Annotated in this window: 17 protein-coding genes; 7 read left to right on the top strand and 10 right to left on the bottom strand. The window is 72.9% G+C overall.

The window, feature by feature from the left end:
- Positions 1-141: 141 nt before the first annotated feature.
- Both NDAS_RS17870 and hisS read right to left on the bottom strand, forming a co-directional pair.
- Complete coding sequence (locus tag NDAS_RS17870) at positions 142-2,598, bottom strand: ATP-binding protein (protein WP_013154616.1); 2,457 nt, start codon at positions 2,596-2,598, stop codon at positions 142-144.
- 411 nt (positions 2,599-3,009) lie between these two features.
- Positions 3,010-4,344: a histidine--tRNA ligase gene (hisS, locus tag NDAS_RS17865; RefSeq protein ID WP_013154615.1), complete on the bottom strand. Its 1,335-nt coding sequence runs from the start codon at positions 4,342-4,344 to the stop codon at positions 3,010-3,012.
- Positions 4,345-5,106: 762 nt separating this feature from the next.
- Between hisS and NDAS_RS17860 the strand changes: the two genes are divergently transcribed.
- The 3 genes from NDAS_RS17860 to NDAS_RS17850 all read left to right on the top strand — a co-directional run bounded on the left by NDAS_RS17860 (position 5,107) and on the right by NDAS_RS17850 (position 8,693).
- Positions 5,107-5,721, top strand: coding sequence for a GTP-binding protein (locus NDAS_RS17860; protein ID WP_013154614.1), 615 nt, complete (start codon positions 5,107-5,109; stop codon positions 5,719-5,721).
- Between the two features lie 121 nt (positions 5,722-5,842).
- Positions 5,843-8,245 carry an accessory Sec system translocase SecA2 gene (secA2, locus tag NDAS_RS17855; RefSeq protein WP_013154613.1) on the top strand — a complete coding sequence of 801 codons (2,403 nt, stop codon included), beginning with the start codon at positions 5,843-5,845 and terminating at the stop codon, positions 8,243-8,245.
- A gap of 178 nt (positions 8,246-8,423) precedes the next feature.
- On the top strand, positions 8,424-8,693 hold the full coding sequence (locus tag NDAS_RS17850) for a DUF6406 domain-containing protein (protein WP_019607990.1): 270 nt from the start codon (positions 8,424-8,426) through the stop codon (positions 8,691-8,693).
- Between the two features lie 834 nt (positions 8,694-9,527).
- Here NDAS_RS17850 and NDAS_RS17845 read toward each other — a convergent pair.
- The 6 genes from NDAS_RS17845 to NDAS_RS17820 form a co-directional block, all read right to left on the bottom strand.
- Positions 9,528-9,875, bottom strand: a complete 348-nt coding sequence (locus NDAS_RS17845; protein ID WP_013154611.1) for a hypothetical protein — start codon at positions 9,873-9,875, stop codon at positions 9,528-9,530.
- Positions 9,876-10,377: 502 nt separating this feature from the next.
- On the bottom strand, positions 10,378-11,301 hold the full coding sequence (locus NDAS_RS17840; RefSeq protein ID WP_013154610.1) for a cytochrome d ubiquinol oxidase subunit II: 924 nt from the start codon (positions 11,299-11,301) through the stop codon (positions 10,378-10,380).
- A 19-nt stretch (positions 11,302-11,320) separates the two neighbouring features.
- The gene (locus NDAS_RS17835; RefSeq protein WP_013154609.1) at positions 11,321-12,589 is read right to left on the bottom strand and encodes a cytochrome ubiquinol oxidase subunit I; all 1,269 of its coding nucleotides are present in this window, start codon (positions 12,587-12,589) and stop codon (positions 11,321-11,323) included.
- Between the two features lie 202 nt (positions 12,590-12,791).
- Positions 12,792-13,460 carry a response regulator gene (locus NDAS_RS17830; RefSeq protein ID WP_013154608.1) on the bottom strand — a complete coding sequence of 223 codons (669 nt, stop codon included), beginning with the start codon at positions 13,458-13,460 and terminating at the stop codon, positions 12,792-12,794.
- Complete coding sequence (locus NDAS_RS17825) at positions 13,457-14,668, bottom strand: sensor histidine kinase (protein ID WP_013154607.1); 1,212 nt, start codon at positions 14,666-14,668, stop codon at positions 13,457-13,459. Before NDAS_RS17825 ends, NDAS_RS17830 begins: the two co-directional genes overlap by 4 nt.
- Before the next feature lie 97 nt (positions 14,669-14,765).
- Positions 14,766-15,635: a spermidine synthase gene (locus NDAS_RS17820; protein WP_013154606.1), complete on the bottom strand. Its 870-nt coding sequence runs from the start codon at positions 15,633-15,635 to the stop codon at positions 14,766-14,768.
- 162 nt (positions 15,636-15,797) lie between these two features.
- Here NDAS_RS17820 and NDAS_RS17815 point away from each other — a divergent pair, with 162 nt between their 5' ends.
- Entirely contained in the window at positions 15,798-17,534 is a 1,737-nt protein-coding gene (locus NDAS_RS17815) for a proline--tRNA ligase (protein ID WP_041552843.1), read from the top strand.
- A 240-nt stretch (positions 17,535-17,774) separates the two neighbouring features.
- Here NDAS_RS17815 and NDAS_RS17810 read toward each other — a convergent pair whose 3' ends face one another.
- On the bottom strand, positions 17,775-18,227 hold the full coding sequence (locus NDAS_RS17810) for a ferritin-like domain-containing protein (protein WP_013154604.1): 453 nt from the start codon (positions 18,225-18,227) through the stop codon (positions 17,775-17,777).
- Positions 18,228-18,265: 38 nt separating this feature from the next.
- The gene (locus NDAS_RS17805; RefSeq protein WP_041552842.1) at positions 18,266-18,766 is read right to left on the bottom strand and encodes a hypothetical protein; all 501 of its coding nucleotides are present in this window, start codon (positions 18,764-18,766) and stop codon (positions 18,266-18,268) included.
- Between the two features lie 333 nt (positions 18,767-19,099).
- Here NDAS_RS17805 and rimP point away from each other — a divergent pair, with 333 nt between their 5' ends.
- The 3 genes from rimP to NDAS_RS28120 are packed head-to-tail and all read left to right on the top strand — an operon-like array spanning position 19,100 to position 20,957.
- Positions 19,100-19,582, top strand: a complete 483-nt coding sequence (gene rimP / locus NDAS_RS17800) for a ribosome maturation factor RimP (protein ID WP_013154602.1) — start codon at positions 19,100-19,102, stop codon at positions 19,580-19,582.
- A gap of 24 nt (positions 19,583-19,606) precedes the next feature.
- Complete coding sequence (nusA, locus tag NDAS_RS17795; RefSeq protein WP_013154601.1) at positions 19,607-20,620, top strand: transcription termination factor NusA; 1,014 nt, start codon at positions 19,607-19,609, stop codon at positions 20,618-20,620.
- Between the two features lie 13 nt (positions 20,621-20,633).
- Complete coding sequence (locus NDAS_RS28120) at positions 20,634-20,957, top strand: YlxR family protein (protein ID WP_081461755.1); 324 nt, start codon at positions 20,634-20,636, stop codon at positions 20,955-20,957.
- Positions 20,958-21,015: the final 58 nt, after the last annotated feature.

The following is a 21,015-nucleotide window of genomic DNA, read 5'->3' as shown; positions in this document are numbered from 1 at the left end:
GCTGTCGGGGGAGGTTCTCACCAGGGTTGGGGGGAAGGTCGGCAGGGGCGGACGTCGTTGGTGTGGGCTCTGGTACCCGGAGTTCCTGTCTTAGCGGGTGCACGCGCACTGTGCAAGTGCGTCCCCTCGACCGGGGCCGTGTCAGCCACCGTCACCCGGGACGGCCCAGCCGGTCAACTGCGTCCTGGAGGAAATCGAGAGTTTTCTGAAGATGTTCGCGATGTGGCGGGCCGCCGTCGCGTGGCTGATGGTCAGCCGCTCGGCGATCTCGCGGTTGGACAGGCCCTCTTCGGCCAGTTCGGCCACCTCCCTCTCCCGGGGGGTCAGCGAATCCGGGCCCGAGGGCCCCGAGGACTGCGGCCGGGGGAAGGCCAGCGCGCGGTCGAGCACCTGCTCCAGCGGCAGGGGGCGCCACGCGTTCCACGCCTCGGCGGTGCGCGTGGCGCCCACGCGCCGCTCCGCCGCCGACCGCAGCCGCAGCGTCTCGGCCGAGGGGCGGTCCAGCGCCGCCCTCAGATCGGCGGCCACCCCCACCAGGGCGGCGGCCCGCTCGGCCTCCTCCTCGGCCAGGGCCAGCTCCGCCAGCGCCTCCAGGGCCCGGGCCACCGCGAGCCTGCGGCCGGAGGTGAAGCTCACCCGCAGGCACGTCGCCAGGGGCTCCCGGGCGAGCAGCGTCTCGCCCTCGGCCAGGTACAGGCGGCCCAGCTCCCGGGCGCAGTGCGCGGTGGCCGGGGCGGCCTCCAGCTCGCCGAAGACCGACAGGGCGTCGGAGAACAGCTCCCGCGCCCGCGTGAAGTCGCCGCGCTCGGCGGCGATCGAGCCCAGCCCGTGCAGGGCGCGGGCCGCGCTCCAGCGGTCGCCGAGGTTGTCGGCCACCGCGACGCTGTGCTCCAGCAGGGCCGTGGCCCGTTCGGCCTCGCCGCGGCGGCGGGCCAGCTGGGCCAGCACGTCCAGCGTGGCCGCCTCGGTGATGGGGTCGCTGACCTGGGAGGCCCACACCCCGGCCCGCTCGGCGTGCTCCTGGCCCTCGTCCAGGGTGCCGGTGCGCAGGCACAGCGCCGCCAGGGTGGCCAGCGCGGAGGCGGCGGCTCCCGCCTCACGGCAGGCCCGCGCCGACTCCAGGGCGCACAGGGCCAGGGTGGACACGCGCGGCGCCGCGTCCAGGTCCAGCCGCAGCTCGGCGTGCAGGGCCAGGGCGCGCGCCCGCAGGTGGGGGGACTGCGCGTCGGAGTCGGTGGACAGCGCCCGCTCCAGGAGGCGGCTGCCCTCGGCGGCCAGGTCGCGCACGATCCAGTAGGAGCGCAGCGCCACGCACACCCGCAGGGCCTCGTCCACGCGTCCGCGCGAGAGCGCCCAGTCCACCACACGGGCGTGGTTCTCCCGGTGGTGGTCGAGCAGCCGCAGGTGCCCCAGGCGCTCCCCCCACGGCATCGGCGCGCAGCAGCTCTTGGCCCACTCCTCCAGACGGGCGACGCAGAAGCGCAGGTAGCGTTCCCACCGGTCGTCCTCGCCGCCGCTGTCGGCCAGGTGCTCGGCGGCGTAGGCGCGCACCGTCTCGGTCAGCCGGTAGTGGGTGGTGCCGTCGACCTCGGCGTCCATCACCACCAGCGACTTGTCCAGCAGGGAGAAGTGCAGCGGCAGGATGTCGGCGGGATCGACCCCCTCGCCCGAGCAGACGTCCTCCGCGGCCTCCAGGTACCAGGTGGAGAACACCGACAACCGGTGCAGCAGGAGCCGCTCCGGCTCGGTGAGCAGTTCGTGGCTCCACTCCAGGACCGCGCGCAGCGTCCGCTGGCGCGGCGGCAGGTCCTCCGACCCGTCGCTGGTCAACAGCTGGAAGCGGTCGTCCAGGCGGCGCAGGATCTGCTGCACCGACAGCACCCGCACCCGTGCGGCGGCCAGCTCGATCGCCAGCGGCATGCCGTCCAGCATCCGGCAGATCTCCGCGATGTAACCGGAGTTCTCCCTGGTCATCTCGAACCCGGCGCGCGCGGCGTGCGCGCGGGTCACGAACAGGCGCACCGACTCGTAGCGCTGGGTGTCGCGCCGGGGGATGGGCGCGGGGTCGGCCGCGTAGGGGTCGGTGGGGGTGGGCCGCGCTGGCAGGGACAGCGGCGGCACCCGCCAGATGTTCTCCTCGGGAACGTGCAGGGGCTGGCGGCTGGTCACCAGGATGCGCACCCGGGGGCAGTCGCGCAGCACGGCCTGGCACAGCTGCGCCATCGGCCCCACGGCGTGCTCGCAGGTGTCCAGGAGCAGCAGCAGGTTGCGGGTGCGCAGCGAGGTGATGACGGCGTCCGTCATGGTGCGCGAGTCGTCCTGCACCGCCTGGAGGCTGCCCGCGACCGCGCGCAGCGCCTGGTCGTGGGTGGAGGCCTCGCTCAGGTCGACGAAGCGCACGCCGTCGGGGAACCGGCGCATGACGCGTTCGGCCAGGTGCAGGGCCAGGCGCGTCTTGCCGATACCGCCGGTACCGGTCAGCGTGACCATCCGGGCGGTGCCCAGGAGGCGGCCCAGGTCGACGATGTCGCGCTCGCGTCCGACGAAGCTGATGAACTCGCCGGCGGACAGGGGCAGGTTGTGGCGGGGAGGGGACATGGCCTCGATTACTGGGCAGTGCTTCTTTGGGGCTCCGCTCCGCTTCTCCCGCCCGTCATCCTCCACCACCCTCAACGGACGGCCTGCGGCCGCAGCCTTCCTGTGTTCAGGCGCCCCGAAGGCAGGAATCGGGTTGAAGCAAGCACAACGGCACCTCCGGTGAGACGGCTCGTTCCTCGCAGTCCCACCTCCGGCACCTCCAGAACCCCGCCGGCGCTTGAACGACAACCCCCAGGGGCTGAGCAAGCATCCACCGCGGGCCCCGGAAGGCCGCGCCGCCGCTGCGGGGGCGGCGCGGGGAACGCCGTTCCCAGTGTCGCACCCGCCGCCCCCGGTTGTCCTCCGAATGGCCGGTTCCGGCATGAGCGGACAGAAACCGCCCACGCCGGACGGGAAGGTGCTATGGAGCGGTTACTCCGCGCTTTCCGTGCCCTTCGGGGCCCAGGTGGCGGGGTCGGCCGGACCCTGCTCCCCCGACCCCATGTCCTTGACCTCGTGGCCGCCGTCCTCGCCGAAGGGCGGGAACCACACGAAGGGGATGCCCTTCTTGGCGGCGTACTGGATCTGCTTGCCGACCTTGGCGGTGGAGTGGAACACCTCGGTGTTGAACCCGCGCCCGCGCAGCAGCTCCCCGGTGAGCAGGGCCTCCCTGCGGCGCTCGGCGCCGGGCACCACGACCATCACGTCGGTGGGGCAGGCGCGCCCCTCCTCGATCCGGCCCTCGGCGACGAGCTTGGCGAAGATGCGGGTGAGGCCGATGGAGATGCCCACGCCCGGCAGCCGCCTGCGGATGAACTGCCCGGCCAGGTCGTCGTAGCGCCCGCCCGCGCAGATGCTCCCGTAGCCGGGGTCGTCGTCGAAGGAGGCCTCGTAGACCGTGCCCGTGTAGTAGTCCAGGCCGCGGGCGATGGACAGGTCGGCCACGACGCTGCCCTCGGGCAGGTCGGCCAGGTCCTCCAGCACGAAGGAGAGCTCCTCCAGCCCTTCGTCGAGCAGCTCGGAGGAGACCCCGAGCCCGCGGACCCGCTCGGCGACGCCGGTCCCGGCGCCCCGGACGCGGGCCAGCGCGAGGCAGGCGTCGGCCTGCTCGTCGGTCAGGCCGTCGGCCAGCAGGATCTGGCGCACGCCGTCGTCGCCGATCTTGTGCAGCTTGTCCACGGCGCGGATGACCGCGATCGGGTCCTTGATGCCCAGGCCCTCGTAGAAGCCCTGGAGGACCTTGCGGTTGTTGACGTTGAGCGTCCATGCGGGCAGGTCCAGCCCGCTGAGCACCCGGTGCACGATGCGCGGCAGCTCGGCGTCGAAGTGCAGCGGGACGGAGTCGACGTTGATGACGTCGATGTCGCACTGGGTGAACTCCCGGAAGCGCCCCTCCTGGGGGCGCTCGCCCCGCCACACGCGCTGCATCTGGTAGCGCTTGAAGGGGAAGGCCAGCTCGTTGAAGTGCTGGGCGACGTACCGGGCGAAGGGCACGGTGAGGTCGAAGTGCAGCCCGAGTCTGGCGTCGGAGTCGTCCTTGGCGTCGGCCTGGAGGCGGTGCAGGGTGTAGACCTCCTGGGAGGTCTCGCCCTTGGCCATCAGCACGTCGAGGTTCTCCACGGACGGCGTCTCCACCGACGCGAAGCCGAAGGACTCGAACCCGGCGCGGATATGGTCCAGCCAGCGCTGCTCCACGGCCCGGACCTGAGGGGACCACTCGGGGAAACCGCTGATGGGAGTGGGTCGGACGACGCGCTGATCGGACATGTGGGGTTCTCGGCTCACAGTTTCGTCTCGGCTTGCTGGCCCCGTCCGCGCCGCGGCGCGCGTGGGTACGCGCGGGTTCGCTCGACGGGCGGGGGAGGGCTGGCCCAGTCTACGGGGAACCCGGTCGGGAGGGTGGCCAGACGGACGGACCGCCGACCGCGGTCCGGCCACCACCGGCCCACGTGGACGGTTGTGGGCCGGTGGGGCGCTGACGCGCCGGACCGGAGTGTCGACCGGACCGACGTCGAAGAGCGGGACGTCGGTGGGTGGCCCTGTGCCCGGGGCGCCGCCGGGGCTCCCGCGGATGGTCGCGTCCTCGTGCCAGGAGTCTTCTCCGCGACCGCACTTGCCGGTGCGGGGGCCCTGCCTCCACCGTAGACTCCGCGGATGCCGCCGGACAGGGATCGGCACGGCCGAAAGCGGCCGAAAATGACCGCTCACAATGTCGTAAAGTCGACCTTCCGGGGTACAGGTGTGTGCTTACCTGTTCACGGTCGGTTTCGGGCGGAGGACGCACCGCCACGCGACGGCCACCCCACTCCCGCGACTCCTCCTCTGCCCGGGAGCCGCGGACCCCACGAGCCGACCGGTGTGGCGTGCCGCACCACTGAGCCAAAACGCCTTCCCCACCGACCATCCGGTGTTAGGTTCCAGGAACGGTGCCTCCCATGTCGGTACCGACCCCGGCGGGTCGTGTACCCCGAGGACCGGACCGTGCGCGCCGTCCGCCCCGCTGGCCCGGCACTCCCGCTAGGACTAACTGTGATCGATCCAGTCAACAGCACGAACAACGTCCACGCCTCCACCGCGTTGTCCACCAAGATCATCGTCGCCGGGGGGTTCGGGGTCGGCAAGACCACGTTCGTCGGCGCCGTCTCGGAGATCCCGCCGGTGCGCACCGAGGCCGCGGTCACCGCCGCCAGCGCGGGCGTGGACGACCTCTCCCACACCCCGGACAAGACGAGCACCACGGTCGCGATGGACTTCGGCCGCATCTCGCTGGACACCGACCTGACCCTCTTCCTGTTCGGGACCCCGGGCCAGCAGCGCTTCTGGTTCATGTGGGACGACCTGGTCCGGGGCGCGCTGGGCGCCGTGATCCTGGCCGACACCCGCCGCCTGGAGGACACCTTCCAGGCGCTGGACTACTTCGAGCGCCAGTACCGGCTGCCCTTCGTCGTCGCGGTCAACGAGTTCGACCCCGAGAACCCCCACAGCGCCGACGAACTGCGCGACGCCCTGGACCTGACCCCGGACGTGCCCGTCGTGCACTGCGACGCCCGCGACCGCAACTCCGTCGTCCGGGTCCTGGTGACCCTGGTCAAGCACGCCATGGCGGTGGAGGCCCGCCAGCGCCACCAGCGCCAGTTCGCCTGAGCCGTCGGGCGCCCCGTGGCGGACCGAGGGGGCGGTTTCGACGCAACCGTCCGCACATGTGGGCGCCCGGGGTTCTTCCAACGGTTGTGTCCGGCGTTACCCTGTGGTGGTGTTCGGACGAATGGCGGAAGGCGTTCGCCGCTTCCTGGGTAAGCCCGGTGCGGTGGATCTGCGGCCCTATACCAAGCTCCTGTCGGCGATCGAGGCCGAGGAGGATGGTCTGCGTGAGCTCAGCGACACCGAGCTGACGGAGAAGGCCATCGAACTCGGCAACGCCGAACTCCCCTACGAGCGCGACGACCTCGTGTCGCTGTGCGCGGTCGGCCGCGAGGCCGCCCGGCGCTCACTCGACGAGCGGCCCTTCGACGTGCAGCTCCTCGGTGTCATGGCCCTGCTCGACGGCCACGTCGCGGAGATGGCCACGGGCGAGGGCAAGACGCTGGCGGGCGCCCTCGCCGCCGCGGGGTTCGCCCTGCGCGGCCGGCGCGTGCACCTGCTCAGCGTCAACGACTACCTGGCCCGGCGCGACGCCGAGTGGATGCGCCCCCTCTACGACATGCTCGGCGTCACCGTGGGCTGGATCACCGAGGACTCCACCCCCCAGGAGCGGCGCGCCGCCTACTCCTGCGAGGTGACCTACGCGGCCGTCAGCGAGCTGGGCTTCGACGTCCTGCGCGACCGCATGGTCACCGACATCGCCGACCGGGTCGTGCCGCCGCCGCACGTGGCGATCATCGACGAGGCCGACTCGGTGCTCGTCGACGAGGCCCGCGTCCCGCTGGTCCTGGCCGGGGCCGCGGAGAGCGTGAACGCCGACGTGGAGATGGCCGACGTCGTGCGCGGGCTCAAGCCGCGCCTGCACTACGAGATCGACGGCGAGGGGCGCAACGTCCAGCTCACCGACGCCGGGATCGACGCGGTGGAGAAGGCGCTGGACGGGGTCGACCTGTACTCCGAGGACGACACCTCCGTCCTGCCGCAGGTCAACCTGGCCCTGCACGCGCACGTGCTGCTCCAGCGCGACGTCCACTACGTGGTGCGCGACGGCGAGGTCCGCCTCATCAACGAGTCGCGCGGGCGCATCGCCCTGCTCCAGCGCTGGCCGGACGGCCTCCAGGCCGCGGTCGAGGCCAAGGAGAAGGTGGCGCTCAGCGAGACCGGCGAGGTGCTGGACTCCATCACCGTGCAGTCGCTCGTCCTGCGCTACCCCACGCGCGCCGGTATGACCGGTACCGCGATGGCCGTCGCCGAACAGCTCCGCGAGTTCTACGAGCTGGAGGTCGCGGTCATCCCCTCCAACAAGCCCAACGTCCGAGAGGACCACGGCTCGCGCCTGTACGCCACGCGCGAGGAGAAGGAGGACGCCCTCATCGCCAAGGTGGAGGAGGTCCACAAGTCCGGGCGGCCGATCCTCATCGGCACCCAGGACGTGGCCGAGTCCGAGCTGTTGGCCGGGCGTCTGCGCGATGCCGGGCTGGAGTGCGTGGTCCTCAACGCCAAGAACGACGCCGACGAGGCCGCCATCATCGCGGAGGCGGGCACCCACGGCGCCATCACGGTCTCCACCCAGATGGCCGGGCGCGGCACCGACATCCGGCTGGGCGGCAGCGACATGGCCGACCGCGAGCGGGTGGTGGAGACCGGCGGCCTGTACGTGATGGGCTTCGGCCGCTACCCCAGCAGCCGTCTGGACGGTCAGCTGCGCGGCCGCGCGGGGCGCCAGGGCGACCCGGGCGACTCCATCTTCTTCGTCAGCATGGACGACGACCTGGTGGTCAACCACGCCCCCGAGACCACGGGCTACCAGACCACCTCCGAGGGTGAGATCACCGACCAGGGCTGGCTGGCCATGATCGACCACGCGCAGCGCGTGGCCGAGGGGCAGCTGCTGGAGGTGCACCGCAACACCTGGCGGTACAACCAGCTGATCGACGTGCAGCGCGACGTGGTCCTGGAGCACCGGGAGATGGTGCTGACCGGGGACCAGGGCGACCGGCAGATCAGGGCGGACCGCAAGAAGCGGCACGAGGAGCTGCTGGAGGAGCTGGCCGGGAAGGGGTCCGGGGCCGCGGAGGGCGCCGAGGCGGAGGAGAACGCCGGGGACGCCGAGGGCACTGGAAACGGCGCCGACGCCGGGGCGGAGGAGTCCAACGAGGAGAAGGTCGCCCGGGCGGCCCGCCTCATCACCCTCTACCACCTGGACCGGGGCTGGACCGACCACAACGCCTTCCTGTCGGAGCTGCGCGAGGGCATCCACCTGCGCTTCCTGGGCCGTCGCGACCCGCTGGACGAGTTCAACCGCGACGCCGTGCCGGTCTTCAAGGGCTTCCTGGACGAGGCTCGGGCCCGGGCGGCCGAGAGCTTCGAGGAGCTGGAGGTCGTGGACGGCGAGCTGGACGTGAGCTCGGTGGGCGTCAAGCGTCCGTCGATGACGTGGACGTACATGGTGCACGACCACCCGTTCAGCTCCGCGTTCGAGACCCTGGTGGGCAGGCTCAAGGGCGGCCGGGGCAGCGGGAGCTGACCATTCCCCGCAGACGGATGCGCGGGTCGGGACCAAAGTCCCGGCCCGCGCATTACTTTTGTCAGCTACTCTGCTCGAAACGCCCCACAAGCCCGAAAACGGCATCGCCAATTGCTCCATCCGGGTTAACATGGCTGCGTTTTCAACGGAACCCGAGACGGTTGGGACGAAATTCACCGTGGTCCACGAGGTCGGTGCGCAGGAGAAGATCAGTTATGGACGGAACGACCGATTCGCGGGCGGTCCGGTGGGCGGGGGCAGTTTCTGGGTGGATGAGGACGGCCACCCGGTCGCCAAGATCGGCGGACCGAAGGAGTGGCGGCCCACACCCATGATCGACGTCCGGGTGGGCGACGTGTTCAGCGTCGGAGGGCAGGCGTGGAGGGTGACCGACATTGTCGACGCGGATACTCCCTCCGCATATCTGCTGGCCACGCGAATAAGTTGACTCCGGGCCCCGGGCGAACGCTCGGGGCCTTCGTTTTCCTTGTTCCGGTGGGGGCTGCAACCCCGTGCAACCTTTTACCGGAGGGGGATTGCCGAACCCCGGTTTTGTGACCGGCCGTCTTTTCGGGCGTCGACTGGCAAGGGTTTTGTTGCTTGTGTGGCCGGTGGGAACCCGGAGACTCCAGAGGTGACGCGACGGTCAAGAACGAGCATCGGCGCAGGTCACGGATGAGGGTGGCGTGCCCACCAGCGCGAATCGAGACGTTCCGGTTATCTGATGGAGGGTGTTCGTGTTACCGGTTCCTCGTTAACGTCTGTGGAGCAAGGCGCGCCCCGGCAGCGACCGCAGGGAGGCTCCCCCCACTCCCGGAGAGTCCACGGGCCGCTGCGCCCTGCCGTCCCAAGGCCGGTCCCAGGGGCTGTCCCCCGCCCCTGGGCCTGGCTGCCCCGCGTAGGCGGGACGGTCTCCTCCGTCCCTCGCGTCGCGCGCGGGGCCCCGTTCCGGCGCGTCCGCGCCTCCTTCGCCGGACGTCCGCCGTGTGCTGTCCCGACGCTTCCCCGACCTCTCCGTCCGCCGACGAGTAGATCCTGTTCCTCCCGAGCATGGAGGCCTGTCCACCCCGGTTCTCGTGGTGGGATCCGTGAACCCGGGTCTTGCGGTAGAACGCGTTTCAGTATTAGTCTCTGGAGGTGCCTGCCCCGGTGAGGGCGCCCGGCGGCTCGACCGCGGGGCGTCAGCGGACGGCAGGCGAGGACGGTCGTCCGTCGAAGTCGGATCGCGCCCCGACTCCGGCGGACGGCGTCCGCTCTCCTGACGGCCGCCCGCGCTCCGCCGTTAGGCGAGCAGGCGGCAGAGTTCGGCGAAGGTGGGGCACGGCCAGGCCAGGCGGCACCCCCGGCAGCGGTCCCCGTCGTCGTCCCCGTCGTCGGGGGCGTGCAGGTGCAGCAGGTCCACACAGATCCCGGCCAGGGCGGACACCTCCTCGCGCGCGTTCGCGTAGAAGGCGACGTCGTTGATCCGGGCCAGGGCGCTGGAGCGGCCCGAGGCCGGGATGCCGACCGTGTCCGGCTCCCAGGGGACCGCACGCGCCGAGCGCTCCCGGATGCCCAGAACGCACTGGAGCACTCTCGCGTGCTCGGAGGGGTGACCCCTCCCCGACGCTGGTCTGGTGAACGGCGACATCGCTGATCTCCCCCACCACGTGGATACGCGGGCTCACGTGGTAACACAGCGTATACCCAGCATTGCCCCTTGTCGCGACACGCGGAGGCGGGGCGGGAAAAGAGGGGGGAGAGGCGGCGGGCCGCCCGGGGGAGGGGCGGCCCGCCGGAAGGGGAGACGGATCCTTGTGGACGCGGGGACCCGCTAGCCGCAGCCTCCGCCGCAGTTGCAGGAGCCGCCGCTCTGACAGCCGCAGCCGCAGCCCGAACCGCAGCTGCACCCACGCAGGTCGGGGGTCGTGGTCATCCGGTGAGTCACAGTCCCTCCAAGGGGCTCGACAGCACCCGTGCGCGATCACGCCGGAGCCTCCCCGGTGGGAGGGGGCGTCACGGGCGCGTTTCCCGCAGGAGACCGTGCCCGTTCGCCGCCGCCGCCAACCGGGGCGTGTGCCGGCGCAGCCGGGCCCGGGCGCGCCCCGCGGTTCCCGCGGGGCGCACTGACCTGTGCTGAGGGCCGACCGGGATCAGGCGAAGAAGGTCGGTGCGACCGCCGGACGGCGTGTCATTCGGTAGAGCCAAACCTGGCCGACGAACATGACCGGAATTACGGGAACGAGGGTCGCCCACACGAACACCGCGGTCGTGGCGGGGATCGGCGCCGAGGGCAGCTCCGGTGCCGCCAGTGCCACGAGCAGGCCGGGGACGGCGATCGCCGCCGCCGACGTGTGCCGCGACAGCATCGGCCCCACCAGGCCGCTCGTCGCCACCAGGGCCGCCAGCAGCACCGCGGTCAGCGCCGCGGCGGGCCCGGGGGACAGGTCCGGGCCGCCGGGCAGCACGGCCGCCACCGCCGCCAGCGCCGCCGCCCCCAGGGCCAGACGCGCGAGCGGGCGCGTGTCCCGGGCGGCCACGTCCGCGCTCTCGGAGTCGGCGGGGCCGACCAGCCGCTCGGCCCCGAAGGCCGCGCCGCGCAACGCGAACAGCGCCGTGACGGCGACCGCGCAGAGCGGCGTGAACGCGCTCGCGGTGAGGCCGCCCGCGAGCAGACCCGCCACCACCAGGCCCCACGCGGCGGCCAGGGCCCAACTGCCCCCGACGAGCGCGCAGTCGCAGACCAGCCGCCAGCGTTCGCCGTCCACGCGGGCGCGCAGCCACAGCCCCGCGTCGCGGACCAGCCATCCGGCCAGCAGGACGGCGAGCACGGGCCACAGTTCGGCGACCGCGTGGTGCTCCAGGGCGGGGAACAGGCCCGCCAGGACCCCGACCGCGGCGACCAGCCACACCTCCGAGGCCAGGAAGTAGGGGGCGATGGCGGCGACCACGCGGCGGCGCTGCTCGGGACCGCGCGCCAGGCGCGGCATCAGCATGCCCAGGCCGATGTCGGCACCGGCCAGGACGAGGTAGCCCACGACGAGCAGGGCGAGGAGTGCGGAGGAGAGGAGGTCCATGGCTTGCGGCCTTCCGGGCTCAGTACGTGTGGACGGGGACGGCGGACCCACCGGGCTCCGCGGGGCCCTCGGGCGGCTGCGTGCGCTGCTCCGCCAGCGGCCCGCCCTCGGGGCCGCGCCGCGCGTAGCGCACCAGGAGCCAGTAGGTGACGGCGGCCAGGGCCGCGAAGGCGGCTGTGAAGAAACCGAAGGAGGCCACGGCCGCGACCGGGGACAGGGGGGTCACCGCGTCGGCCGTGGTCAGGTGGTGCACGACCGTCCACGGCTGGCGGTTGGTCTCCCGGAACACCCAGCCGCCGACGCTGGCCAGGTAGGGCAGGAACGGCGTCACCACCAGCGGGGCGAGGAACCACCTCCAGCGGTCGAGACCGCCGAGGGGCCAGGCCAGCAGCATGAGGGGGCCCAGGAGGAACACCAGCGCCCACGACGTCATCATCACCAGGTCGCCGGCCGTGTTGGCCGCCTCCAGGAGGGGGCCGCCCGGGTGCGCCGCCTCGATCGCCGCGATCTCCTCGGCGGTGTAGGTCAGCCCGCTCGTGGGCGGGTCCTGGCCGAACAGCCCGAACTGCACCCCGCCGAAGGCCGCCACGGGTATCGGCACGACGCACAGGACCAGCGTCGCGTGGCGGATACCGCGCCGGAAGACGCCGTGCGCGTCGTCGCGACGGACGAGGTGGTAGGCGCTGGTCGCCGCGACGACCAGGGCGCCGACCAGCAGGGAACCGGTGACGATGTGACCGAAGGCCAGCACGGCCGCCGGGTTGGTCATCAGCGCGACGGGGTCGGTCAGGTGCGCCACCCCGTCGACCATCTCGAAGCCCACGGGGTTGCGCAGGAAGCCGTTGGAGACCAGCACCCACCACGCCGAGGCGTACGCCGTCGCGGTGACCACGGCGAAGCAGGCCAGGTGCGCCCACCGGCCCATGCGGTCCCACCCAAAGATCCACAAACCCAGGAACGTGGACTCGACGAAGAACGCGGTCATCGTCTCCAGCGCCAGCGGAGCGGCGAAGGTGTAGCCGAACATCCCGTGCAGGCCGCTCCAGTTCAGCGCGAGCTGGAGTTCCATCACCAGCCCGGACAGGACGCCCATCCCGTAGTTGACCAGGTACAGGCCGCCCCAGAACCGCACGGCGGTCGTCCGGGAGCGGTCGCCGCGCAGGGCGGCGACCAGCTGGGTGGCGAGGAGGTAGGGGGCCAGCCCGAGGGTCAGGGCCACGAACATGTAGTGGGTGGCGGCGGTCAGCGCGAACTGGAGCCGCGCCAGCAGGAGGGGGTCTTCGAGCATCGTCGGGCCTCGCGTTCGGCGGTGGGAACGCGGTCAAGCATCCGACTGGGGCGAGGGCGGGCGCATCGTCCCGGCGGGGGCTCCTCGCCGCCCCCTCCGAGGGTAGGGGCGGCGGCGGAGGTACTCCCGCGGGCGTAGGGGACGACCCCGAGGCGGCCCCGGGGCGACCCCGGAAACGCTCCCGGGCGCACGCGGTCCGTCCTCACCGGCTCCACTTCGGGGTGACCAGGGCGGTCTCGTAGGCGATGACGACCAGCTGGGCGCGGTCGCGCACCCCCAGCTTGACCATGGCCCGGCTCACGTGGGTCTTGGCGGTGGCCGGGCTGAGCACGAGGTGGGCGGCGATCTCCTCGTTGGACAGTCCGCCGCCGACCAGGGCGACCACCTCGCGTTCGCGCTCGGTGAGCCCGTTCAGCCGGACCGACGGGTCGGGCGCGCTCGGCGGCCGGCGCGCGTAGTCGGCGATCAGCCGCCGGGTGATGCCCGGCGACAGCAGCGCCTCGCCGCCGTGCACCACCCGCACCGCCCGCAGCAGGTCCCCGGGCTCGGTGTCCTTGACCAGGAACCCGCTGGCGCCCGCGCGCAGCGCCTCGAAGATGTACTCGTCCAGGTCGAACGTGGTGAGGATGACGACCCGCGTCGCCTCCAGGGCGGGATCGGCCAGGATGCGCCCGGCGGCGGCCAGGCCGTCCACACCGGGCATGCGGATGTCCATGAGGACCACGTCCGGGCGTTCGGCGCGGGCCAGCCGGACGGCCGCTTCGCCGTCGGCGGCCTCGGCGACCACCTCGATGTCGGGGGCGCTGTCCAGCAGAGCGCGGAACCCCGCGCGTACCAGCGCCTGGTCGTCGGCGAGCAGTACCCGGATCAACGGGGCCTCGTTTCGTCGGTGTCGGGGGAGGGGACGGCCTGTGCCCCGCGGTCCGGTCCGGCGCCGTCGAGCGGGAGCCGGGCGCGCACCCGGAATCCTCCCTCCCGCAGGGGGCCCGCGTCCACCGTGCCGCCCACCAGGGCGGCGCGTTCGCGCATCCCGGTGATGCCGTTGCCCGCCGCCGGCGGCCCGACGGTCCCGGCGCCGTCGTCGGTGACCTCCACGACCAGCCAGGACGCGCGGTGCTCGATGCCCACCCGCGCCGAGGAGGCCCCGGAGTGGCGGACCACGTTCGTCAGCGCCTCCTGGACCGTGCGGTAGGCGGCCGACTCGGTGCTCACGGGCAGGTGCCCGGGCACACCGCTGACCTCCACGACCACGTCGATCCCCGCGCGGCGGGTGCCTTCGGCCAGCTCCTCCAGGCGGTCCAGCCCGGGGACCGGCGACCTCGGCGCGGCCTCGTCCACGGCGCGCAGCACGCCGAGCATGCCGCGCAGCTCGACCAGGGTGTCCTTGCTGGTCTGCTTGATGGTGGCCAGCGCCTCCGCGGCCCGCTGCGGCTCGGTCTCCATCAGGTACAGGGCGGTGCCCGCCTGCACGTTGATGAGGGAGATGTTGTGCGCGACCGTGTCGTGCACGTCCCGGGCCAGCCGGACGCGCTCCTCGGAGGCCCGGCGCAGCAGCTCCTCCTCCCGGGTGCGCAGGGACTCGGCCTCGCGCTCGTGGTCGGCCCGCAGGTACTCCTGCCGCCAGCGCACGACCTCGCCCGTGCACAGCAGGACGAGCACCCAGCCGACGATGCCGATCGCCTCGGGCCGGAAGGTCCCCGTCATGAGGAACTCGTAGCTGTTGACGGCCACGAACTGGCCCACGCCCAGCGTCCAGCCGAACACGCGGTACCCCCAGCGCACCAGGGTGTAGAGCATGACGGCGGTGCACAGCATGACCATGCCGTCGGGGAAGCCCAGGGGGTAGTACACGGTGGAGGCGACGACCGACACCAGCCCGGCCACGCACGGGTAGGCGGTGCGCCACAGGACGGCCAGGCAGGCCACCAGGATCAGCGCGTGGCCCCACGGCCAGGGGTTGACCGCCCCCGCCTCCCGCTGGAGCGCGCTGACCAGCGCCGTGCTGCCCGTGGAGGCGGCGAGCAGGCCGAACGCGAGCCAGACGTCGGTGCGCGCGGGGCGGAGGAGTAGTGCTGCCACAACCCCGACAGTACGGGGGACCCCTCGGGGAGGCCGTCACCCCGGGGGAGGGTTTTCCGGCGGTGGTCTACTCCCCGGGGAGTAGACCACCGCCGGGCTAGAAGACGTCGTCCGGCGGAGCCGGGGAGTCCACGGCGTCGGCGTCGCGCACGGGGGACCGGCCCGAGACGAAGCGGTCCAGCTCCCCGCCCTCCAGGAGGCGGGCCATCTCCGGGTCCCGGTGCGCCCGGCGGCCCAGCTCCTCCACGGGCAGCGGGCTGTGCGAGGCCGTCAGGACCAGGTTGCCGAACCGCCGCCCGCGCAGCACGCCAGGCTCGGCCGACAGCGCGGTGTGCGGCAGCGCCGTGCGCGCGGTCGCCACCTGGCCCCGGGTGTGGGCCAGGCCCCCGCCGTCGCCGATGTTGACCACCAGCATCCCGGTCGGCCGCAGGACGCGCGCCAGCTCGGCGTAGAACTCCGCCGACGTCAGCCGGGCCGGGGTGCGCGCGCCCGAGAACACGTCGCTGACCACCAGGTCCGCGCTGTCGGTGTGCCGGGCGGCGATCCACTCCCGGGCGTCGCCGACGCCCACGCGCAGCTGCGCCCTGCGGTCCCAGGGCAGCCGCCTGCGCACCATCTCGACCAGGGGCGCGTCCACGTCCACCGCGCGCTGCCGTGAGCCGGGGCGGGTGTGCGCCACGTAGCGGGCCAGCGTCAGCGCGCCCGCGCCCAGGTGCAGGGCGTCCACGGCCTCCTCCGGCGGCGCCACGAGGTCGGCCGCGTGCGCGATGCGGCGCATGTAGGAGAAGTCCAGGTAGGAGGGGTCGGCCAGGTCCACGTGGGACTGGGGCGTACCGTCCACGACCAGGAACCACGAGTCGGGCCGGTCGGCGTCGGCGAGCAGCTCCGTGCCCGGGTTCCCGTCGTGCACGGCGTCCTCGCCGTCCCCGCCGGGCGCCGCTTCCCTCCGCGCGCCGCGTCTGCCCACGTCCGCCTCCGTTCGTCGGCCCCAAGACTACGCACAGGCTCGAGCGAGCGTGTCCGTGATCGCGCTAGCCTGGGGAACCCAGGTTTTTTTGAGCCGCCAAGGTCTTTCTTGGCATTGCAGATTCCTTTGCTTATCCCACGAGGAGTGGCCGTGCTACTGCGGATGTCGACCCTGTTCCTGCGCACCCTGCGTGAGGACCCGGCGGACGCCGAGGTGCCGAGCCACAAGCTGCTGGTCCGGGGCGGGTTCGTGCGCCGGGCCGCACCCGGCGTCTACACCTGGCTGCCCCTGGGCAAGATCGTCCTGGAGAACGTCGCCCGGATCGTGCGCGAGGAGATGGACGCCATCGGCGCCCAGGAGGTGCTCCTGCCCGCGCTGCTGCCCCGCGAGTACTACGAGGCCACCGGGCGCTGGGAGGAGTACGGCGACACCCTGTTCCGCCTCAAGGACCGCAAGGGCGCCGACTACCTGCTCGGCCCCACCCACGAGGAGCTGTTCACACTCCTGGTCAAGGGGGAGTACTCCTCCTACAAGGACTTCCCGGTCACGCTGTACCAGATCCAGGAGAAGTTCCGCGACGAGGCGCGTCCCCGCGCGGGCGTGCTGCGCGGCCGCGAGTTCCACATGAAGGACTCCTACTCCTTCGACATCGACGACGAGGGCCTGCGCGCGTCCTACGCCGACCACCGCGCCGCCTACATCCGCGTCTTCGACCGGCTGGGCCTGGAGTACGTGATCGTGTCGGCCACGTCGGGCGCCATGGGCGGATCGGCCTCGGAGGAGTTCCTGGCCGTCGCCCCGACCGGCGAGGACACCTTCGTGCGCAGCACGGAGTCCGACTACGCCGCCAACGTCGAGGCCGTGGCCGTCCCGGCCCCCGAGGCGCTGCCGGTCGAGGGGCTGCCCGAGGCCGCGGTCCACCACACCCCGGACACCGCCACCATCCAGACCCTGGTGGACTTCCTCAACGGCGCCGGGCTGGGCCGCGACTTCAGCGAGGCCGACACCCTCAAGAACGTCCTGGTCAAGACCCGCGCGCCCGGTGCGAAGGAGTGGGAGCTGCTGGCCGTCGGCCTGCCCGGCGACCGTGAGGTGGACTTCAAGCGCCTGGAGGCGGCGCTGGAGCCCGCCGAGGTCGCCCTGCTGGAGGAGGCCGACTTCGCGGCCAACCCCTTCCTGGTCAAGGGCTACATCGGCCCCCGCGCGCTGCTGGACAACAAGGTCCGCTACCTGGTCGACCCCCGGGTGGTCACCGGCACCTCCTGGGTGACCGGTGCGGACGAGGCCGACCACCACGTCGTCGGACTGGTCGCGGGCCGCGACTTCGTCCCCGACGGCACCATCGACGTCGCCGAGGTGCGCGACGGCGACCCCTCGCCCGACGGCAGGGGGACCCTGTACACCGCGCGCGGCATCGAGATCGGCCACATCTTCCAGCTGGGCCGCAAGTACACCGACGCCTTCCAGGTGGACGCCCTGGGCCCCGACGGCAAGCCCCGGCGGATCACCATGGGCTCCTACGGCATCGGTGTCTCGCGCGCCGTCGCCGCGGTCGTCGAGCAGTCCCACGACGACAAGGGCGTCGTCTGGCCGCGCGAGGTGGCGCCCGCCGACGTGCACGTGGTCGGCACCGGCAAGGGAGAGCAGATCGAGGAGGCGCTGCGGATCGCCCGGGAGCTGGAGGCCAGGGGCCTGCGCGTCCTCGTGGACGACCGCAAGGGCGTCTCGCCCGGCGTCAAGTTCACCGACGCCGAACTCCTGGGCGTCCCCACCGGCGTCATCGTCGGCCGCGGCCTCAAGGACGGCCTGGTGGAGCTGCGCGACCGCGCCACCGGCGACCGCGAGGAGGTCGCCCTGGCCGAGATCGTGGACCGCGCCGTCGCCGCCTGCCGCGCGTAGCGGGTGACGGGAGGGGCGGGGTCCGCGAGGAGATCGCGGACCCCGCCCCTCCCGCCCGCGGCCTGTCGCTGGCACTCCCCGGGCCGCCCGCCGACACCACCGGCCCCGGCCTCCGTCGTGCCGTGGCCCCCGCGCGGACGGGACCGCTCGGCACCTGGGCCTGGACCCCCGTCGGAGAAGAGGCCCGCGCGGGCGGGGCCATCCGACACCGTGGCCAGGGGCTCGGTCCCGGCCGCCGGGCTAACCGGCCTCGTCGAAACCGGGCAGGGCGTCCAGCGCCCCGCCCCACTCCAGCAGGCGCACGGTCGTCTCCTGTAGCGCCCGGGCGCCGGTCACCCGCAGGTCGGTGTCCCGCGAGGCGGTCAGCCACAGGTGGGCGCGCGCGGCGGCCTGCTCCAGCCCCGCGGCGTAGGCGTCGACGGCCTCGTCGCCGTACTCGTCGGCGACCGGGTAGGAGGCCAGCGCGGGCGGCGGGTCCACGCCCCGCTCCACCGCCGCCGCGTGCAGCGCGTCCCGCAGCGCCTTGTGCTCGTGGGCGCTGCTCCCCGCGCGGTCGCGCCGGTCCTCGTCCTCGGCGGCCCCGCCGATGAACTCGTACCCGTACACGGCCGCGTGTTCGGCGCGCAGCGCCTCTGCCAGCGCCTGGGGACCGGCGTCCGGCTCCTCGCCGGCGGACGCGGGGCTCTCGCTCACCTTGCTACCTGCCTTCCGTCTGGGGGTGTGCGCCGCCACTACTCCTGGGCCAGCAGGTGGGCGTGCCCCGCCTCGCACGCGCCGATCGCGCTGATCAGCTGCGCCAGCGCGGAGTCGGTGACGGCGCCCGCCTGGTCCAGCCGGGCGCCGGTCGCCGCGGCCTCCAGTACGCACAGCGCCGCCGTCCCCGGCGCCGTCTCCGCGACGGGGGCCTCCTCGGGGGAGGAGGGGCCGCCGGAGGGCTCAGCGGAGGGGGAGGGGGTGTCCTCGGGCAGGGACTCCAGCAGCGCGTCCAGGTGGGAGAGGTGGTGTTCCAGGAACCGCTCCAGCAGTTCGACCGGCCCCGTCCCCTCGGCGACCGCGGCCTCGTAGCGCGCGATCATCCGCTCCTTCTCCCGGACCACCGCGCGCAGTACGTACACGTCCGGGGTCACGTCGGAGGGGTACCACTCGGTACCGCCGCACCCGGCCAGGCCCACGGCGCCCACAGCGGCCGTCGCGCCCAGCACCGTGCGACGGCTGACACAGCCGATCCCCACGCGCTCTCCCTCCCGTGCGGTGGGGACCGCCCGCGGCGGCCCCCCGGCCCCCATCCTTCCACGTCCCGTACCGCGCGGGGGACGCCGCCGCGTGGCCGCGCCCCGGAGGCCACGCGCCGACGCGCCCCGGCCACCGACGGCGACCTGGAGGGGTTCCGGGTGTGGATACCCTTGCAGCACAACCGCCGTCGCACGCGACGCGCGGTCGGCCCGCGTCCCCGCACCGGGGGGCGGGCCGCTGAAGTCGAAGACTACGTACAGAGCTGGACCGCCCCGTACACCGGCCCGAAGGCCGCGCGGGCGGGATCTTCGCCGTTGGAGGAGCAGGACCACATGGGAGCGCAGGCGCGCGAGGAGCGCATCGCCGAGCTGCTGGAGCCGGTACTGGCCGAGGCCGGACTGGACCTGGAGGCCGTCGAACTCACACCGGCCGGCAAGCGACGGGTGCTGCGCGTGGTCGTGGACTCCGACAACGGGGTCGACCTGGACACGGTCGGCGAGGTCAGCCAGGAGGTGAACACCCTGCTGGACTCCTCCGACGTCATGGGCGCGCAGCCCTACGTCCTGGAGGTCACCTCGCCCGGGGTGGACCGCCCGCTGACCCAGCCGAGGCACTGGCGCCGTTCCCGAGGCCGCCTGGTGATCGCCTCCCTCGCCGAGGGCGGCAAGGTCACCGGGCGCGTCACCGGCGCCGACGACGACGGGGTCACCCTGGACGTCGAGGGCCAGCCCCGCACCTTCACCCACGCCGAACTCGGCAAGGGCAGGGTCCAGGTGGAATTCCGCCACGATGCCGACACCGACGCGGCGGACTAGAGGGGGAGCCCCGTGGACATTGACATGAGCGTTCTGCGCAGCCTGGAACGCGAGAAGGACATCTCCGTCGAACTCGTGGCCAAGGCCATCGAGGACGCGCTTCTGATCGCCTACCACCGCGAGGAGGGCCCGGAGAAGCGGGCCCGCGTCGAGCTCAACCGCTCCACCGGCCACGTGACCGTGTGGGTGGCCGAGACCGACGAGGACGGCGAGTCCGTCGGCGAGTTCGACGGCACCCCCACCGGGTTCGGCCGCATCGCGACCTCCACCGCCAAGCAGGTCATCCTCCAGCGTCTGCGCGACGCCGAGGACGAGCTGACCCTGGGCGAGTTCGCCGGGCGCGAGCACGACATCGTCTCCGGCATCATCCAGCAGGGCAAGGACCCCCGCAACGTGCTGGTGGACCTCGGCAAGATCGAGGCGGTCCTGCCCCCGCAGGAGCAGGTGCCCACCGAGACCTACACCCACGGCGAGCGCCTGCGCGCCTACGTGGTGCAGGTCCGCAAGGGCCACCGCGGCCCCTCGGTCACCCTCTCGCGCACGCACCCCAACCTGGTGCGCAAGCTCTTCGAGCTGGAGGTCCCCGAGATCGCCGACGGCACCGTGGAGATCGCGGCGATCGCCCGGGAGGCGGGCCACCGCACCAAGATGGCCGTCCACTCCAACCGCGGCGGGGTCAACGCCAAGGGCGCCTGCATCGGCCCGCTCGGCAGCCGCGTCCGCAACGTCATGGCCGAACTCCACGGGGAGAAGATCGACATCGTCGACTACTCCGAGGACCCGGCCGTGTTCGTCGCCAACGCCCTGTCCCCGGCGCGGGTCAACTCCGTGGAAATCCTCGACATGGCCTCCCGCGTCGCCCGCGTGATCGTGCCCGACTACCAGCAGTCCCTCGCGATCGGCAAGGAGGGCCAGAACGCCCGTCTGGCCGCACGTCTGACCGGCTGGCGCATCGACATCCGCTCCGACGCCGAGCCCGCCGGTGAGCCGGAACGGGAGGGCGCCGCCGAGGGTGACGACACCGCCGCGACGGGCTGATCGGGTCGCGCTCATGCCTCGACGCGATAGGGTGGCCCATGACGGTCCCGACCGCCCCGTGCGTACCTGCGTGGGGTGTCGGTCGCGGGCAGTCCAGTCCGACCTCGTGCGGCTGGTGGCCGAGGGCACGGTCATCACGCCCGACACCCGGGGTCGTCTTCCGGGGCGCGGCGCCTACCTGCACCGCGATCGGCGGTGCTTCGAGCTCGCCGAACGGCGCAGGGCCTGGTCACGCGCCTACCGGAGGGGAGCGGGCGCCGACGGGTGGGACGTCTCACCCGTGGCGGCCCTGATCGACGCCGCCCCGCGTGGCGGATCGGGTCAACGTTCCCGATAGGGTTGGAATGTCTGGACCGACTTCTGGGTTGTACGGACCGAGGTCGGCGTCCAGTGCT

This window comes from Nocardiopsis dassonvillei subsp. dassonvillei DSM 43111, from assembly GCF_000092985.1.
GTDB lineage: Bacteria > Actinomycetota > Actinomycetes > Streptosporangiales > Streptosporangiaceae > Nocardiopsis > Nocardiopsis dassonvillei.
Note: the sequence above shows the minus strand (reverse complement) of the source record. Positions and strands in the feature narration are given on the sequence as shown.

Coding starts and splice junctions, on each gene's coding strand:
- NDAS_RS28120 (WP_081461755.1), top strand. CDS start 20,634: ATGCCTCGACGCGATAGGGTGGCCCATGACGGTCCCGACCGCCCCGTG.
- NDAS_RS17870 (WP_013154616.1), bottom strand. CDS start 2,598: ATGTCCCCTCCCCGCCACAACCTGCCCCTGTCCGCCGGCGAGTTCATC.
- NDAS_RS17845 (WP_013154611.1), bottom strand. CDS start 9,875: ATGTCGCCGTTCACCAGACCAGCGTCGGGGAGGGGTCACCCCTCCGAG.
- rimP (WP_013154602.1), top strand. CDS start 19,100: ATGGGAGCGCAGGCGCGCGAGGAGCGCATCGCCGAGCTGCTGGAGCCG.
- NDAS_RS17840 (WP_013154610.1), bottom strand. CDS start 11,301: ATGGACCTCCTCTCCTCCGCACTCCTCGCCCTGCTCGTCGTGGGCTAC.
- nusA (WP_013154601.1), top strand. CDS start 19,607: ATGAGCGTTCTGCGCAGCCTGGAACGCGAGAAGGACATCTCCGTCGAA.
- secA2 (WP_013154613.1), top strand. CDS start 5,843: ATGGCGGAAGGCGTTCGCCGCTTCCTGGGTAAGCCCGGTGCGGTGGAT.
- hisS (WP_013154615.1), bottom strand. CDS start 4,344: ATGTCCGATCAGCGCGTCGTCCGACCCACTCCCATCAGCGGTTTCCCC.
- NDAS_RS17815 (WP_041552843.1), top strand. CDS start 15,798: ATGTCGACCCTGTTCCTGCGCACCCTGCGTGAGGACCCGGCGGACGCC.
- NDAS_RS17835 (WP_013154609.1), bottom strand. CDS start 12,589: ATGCTCGAAGACCCCCTCCTGCTGGCGCGGCTCCAGTTCGCGCTGACC.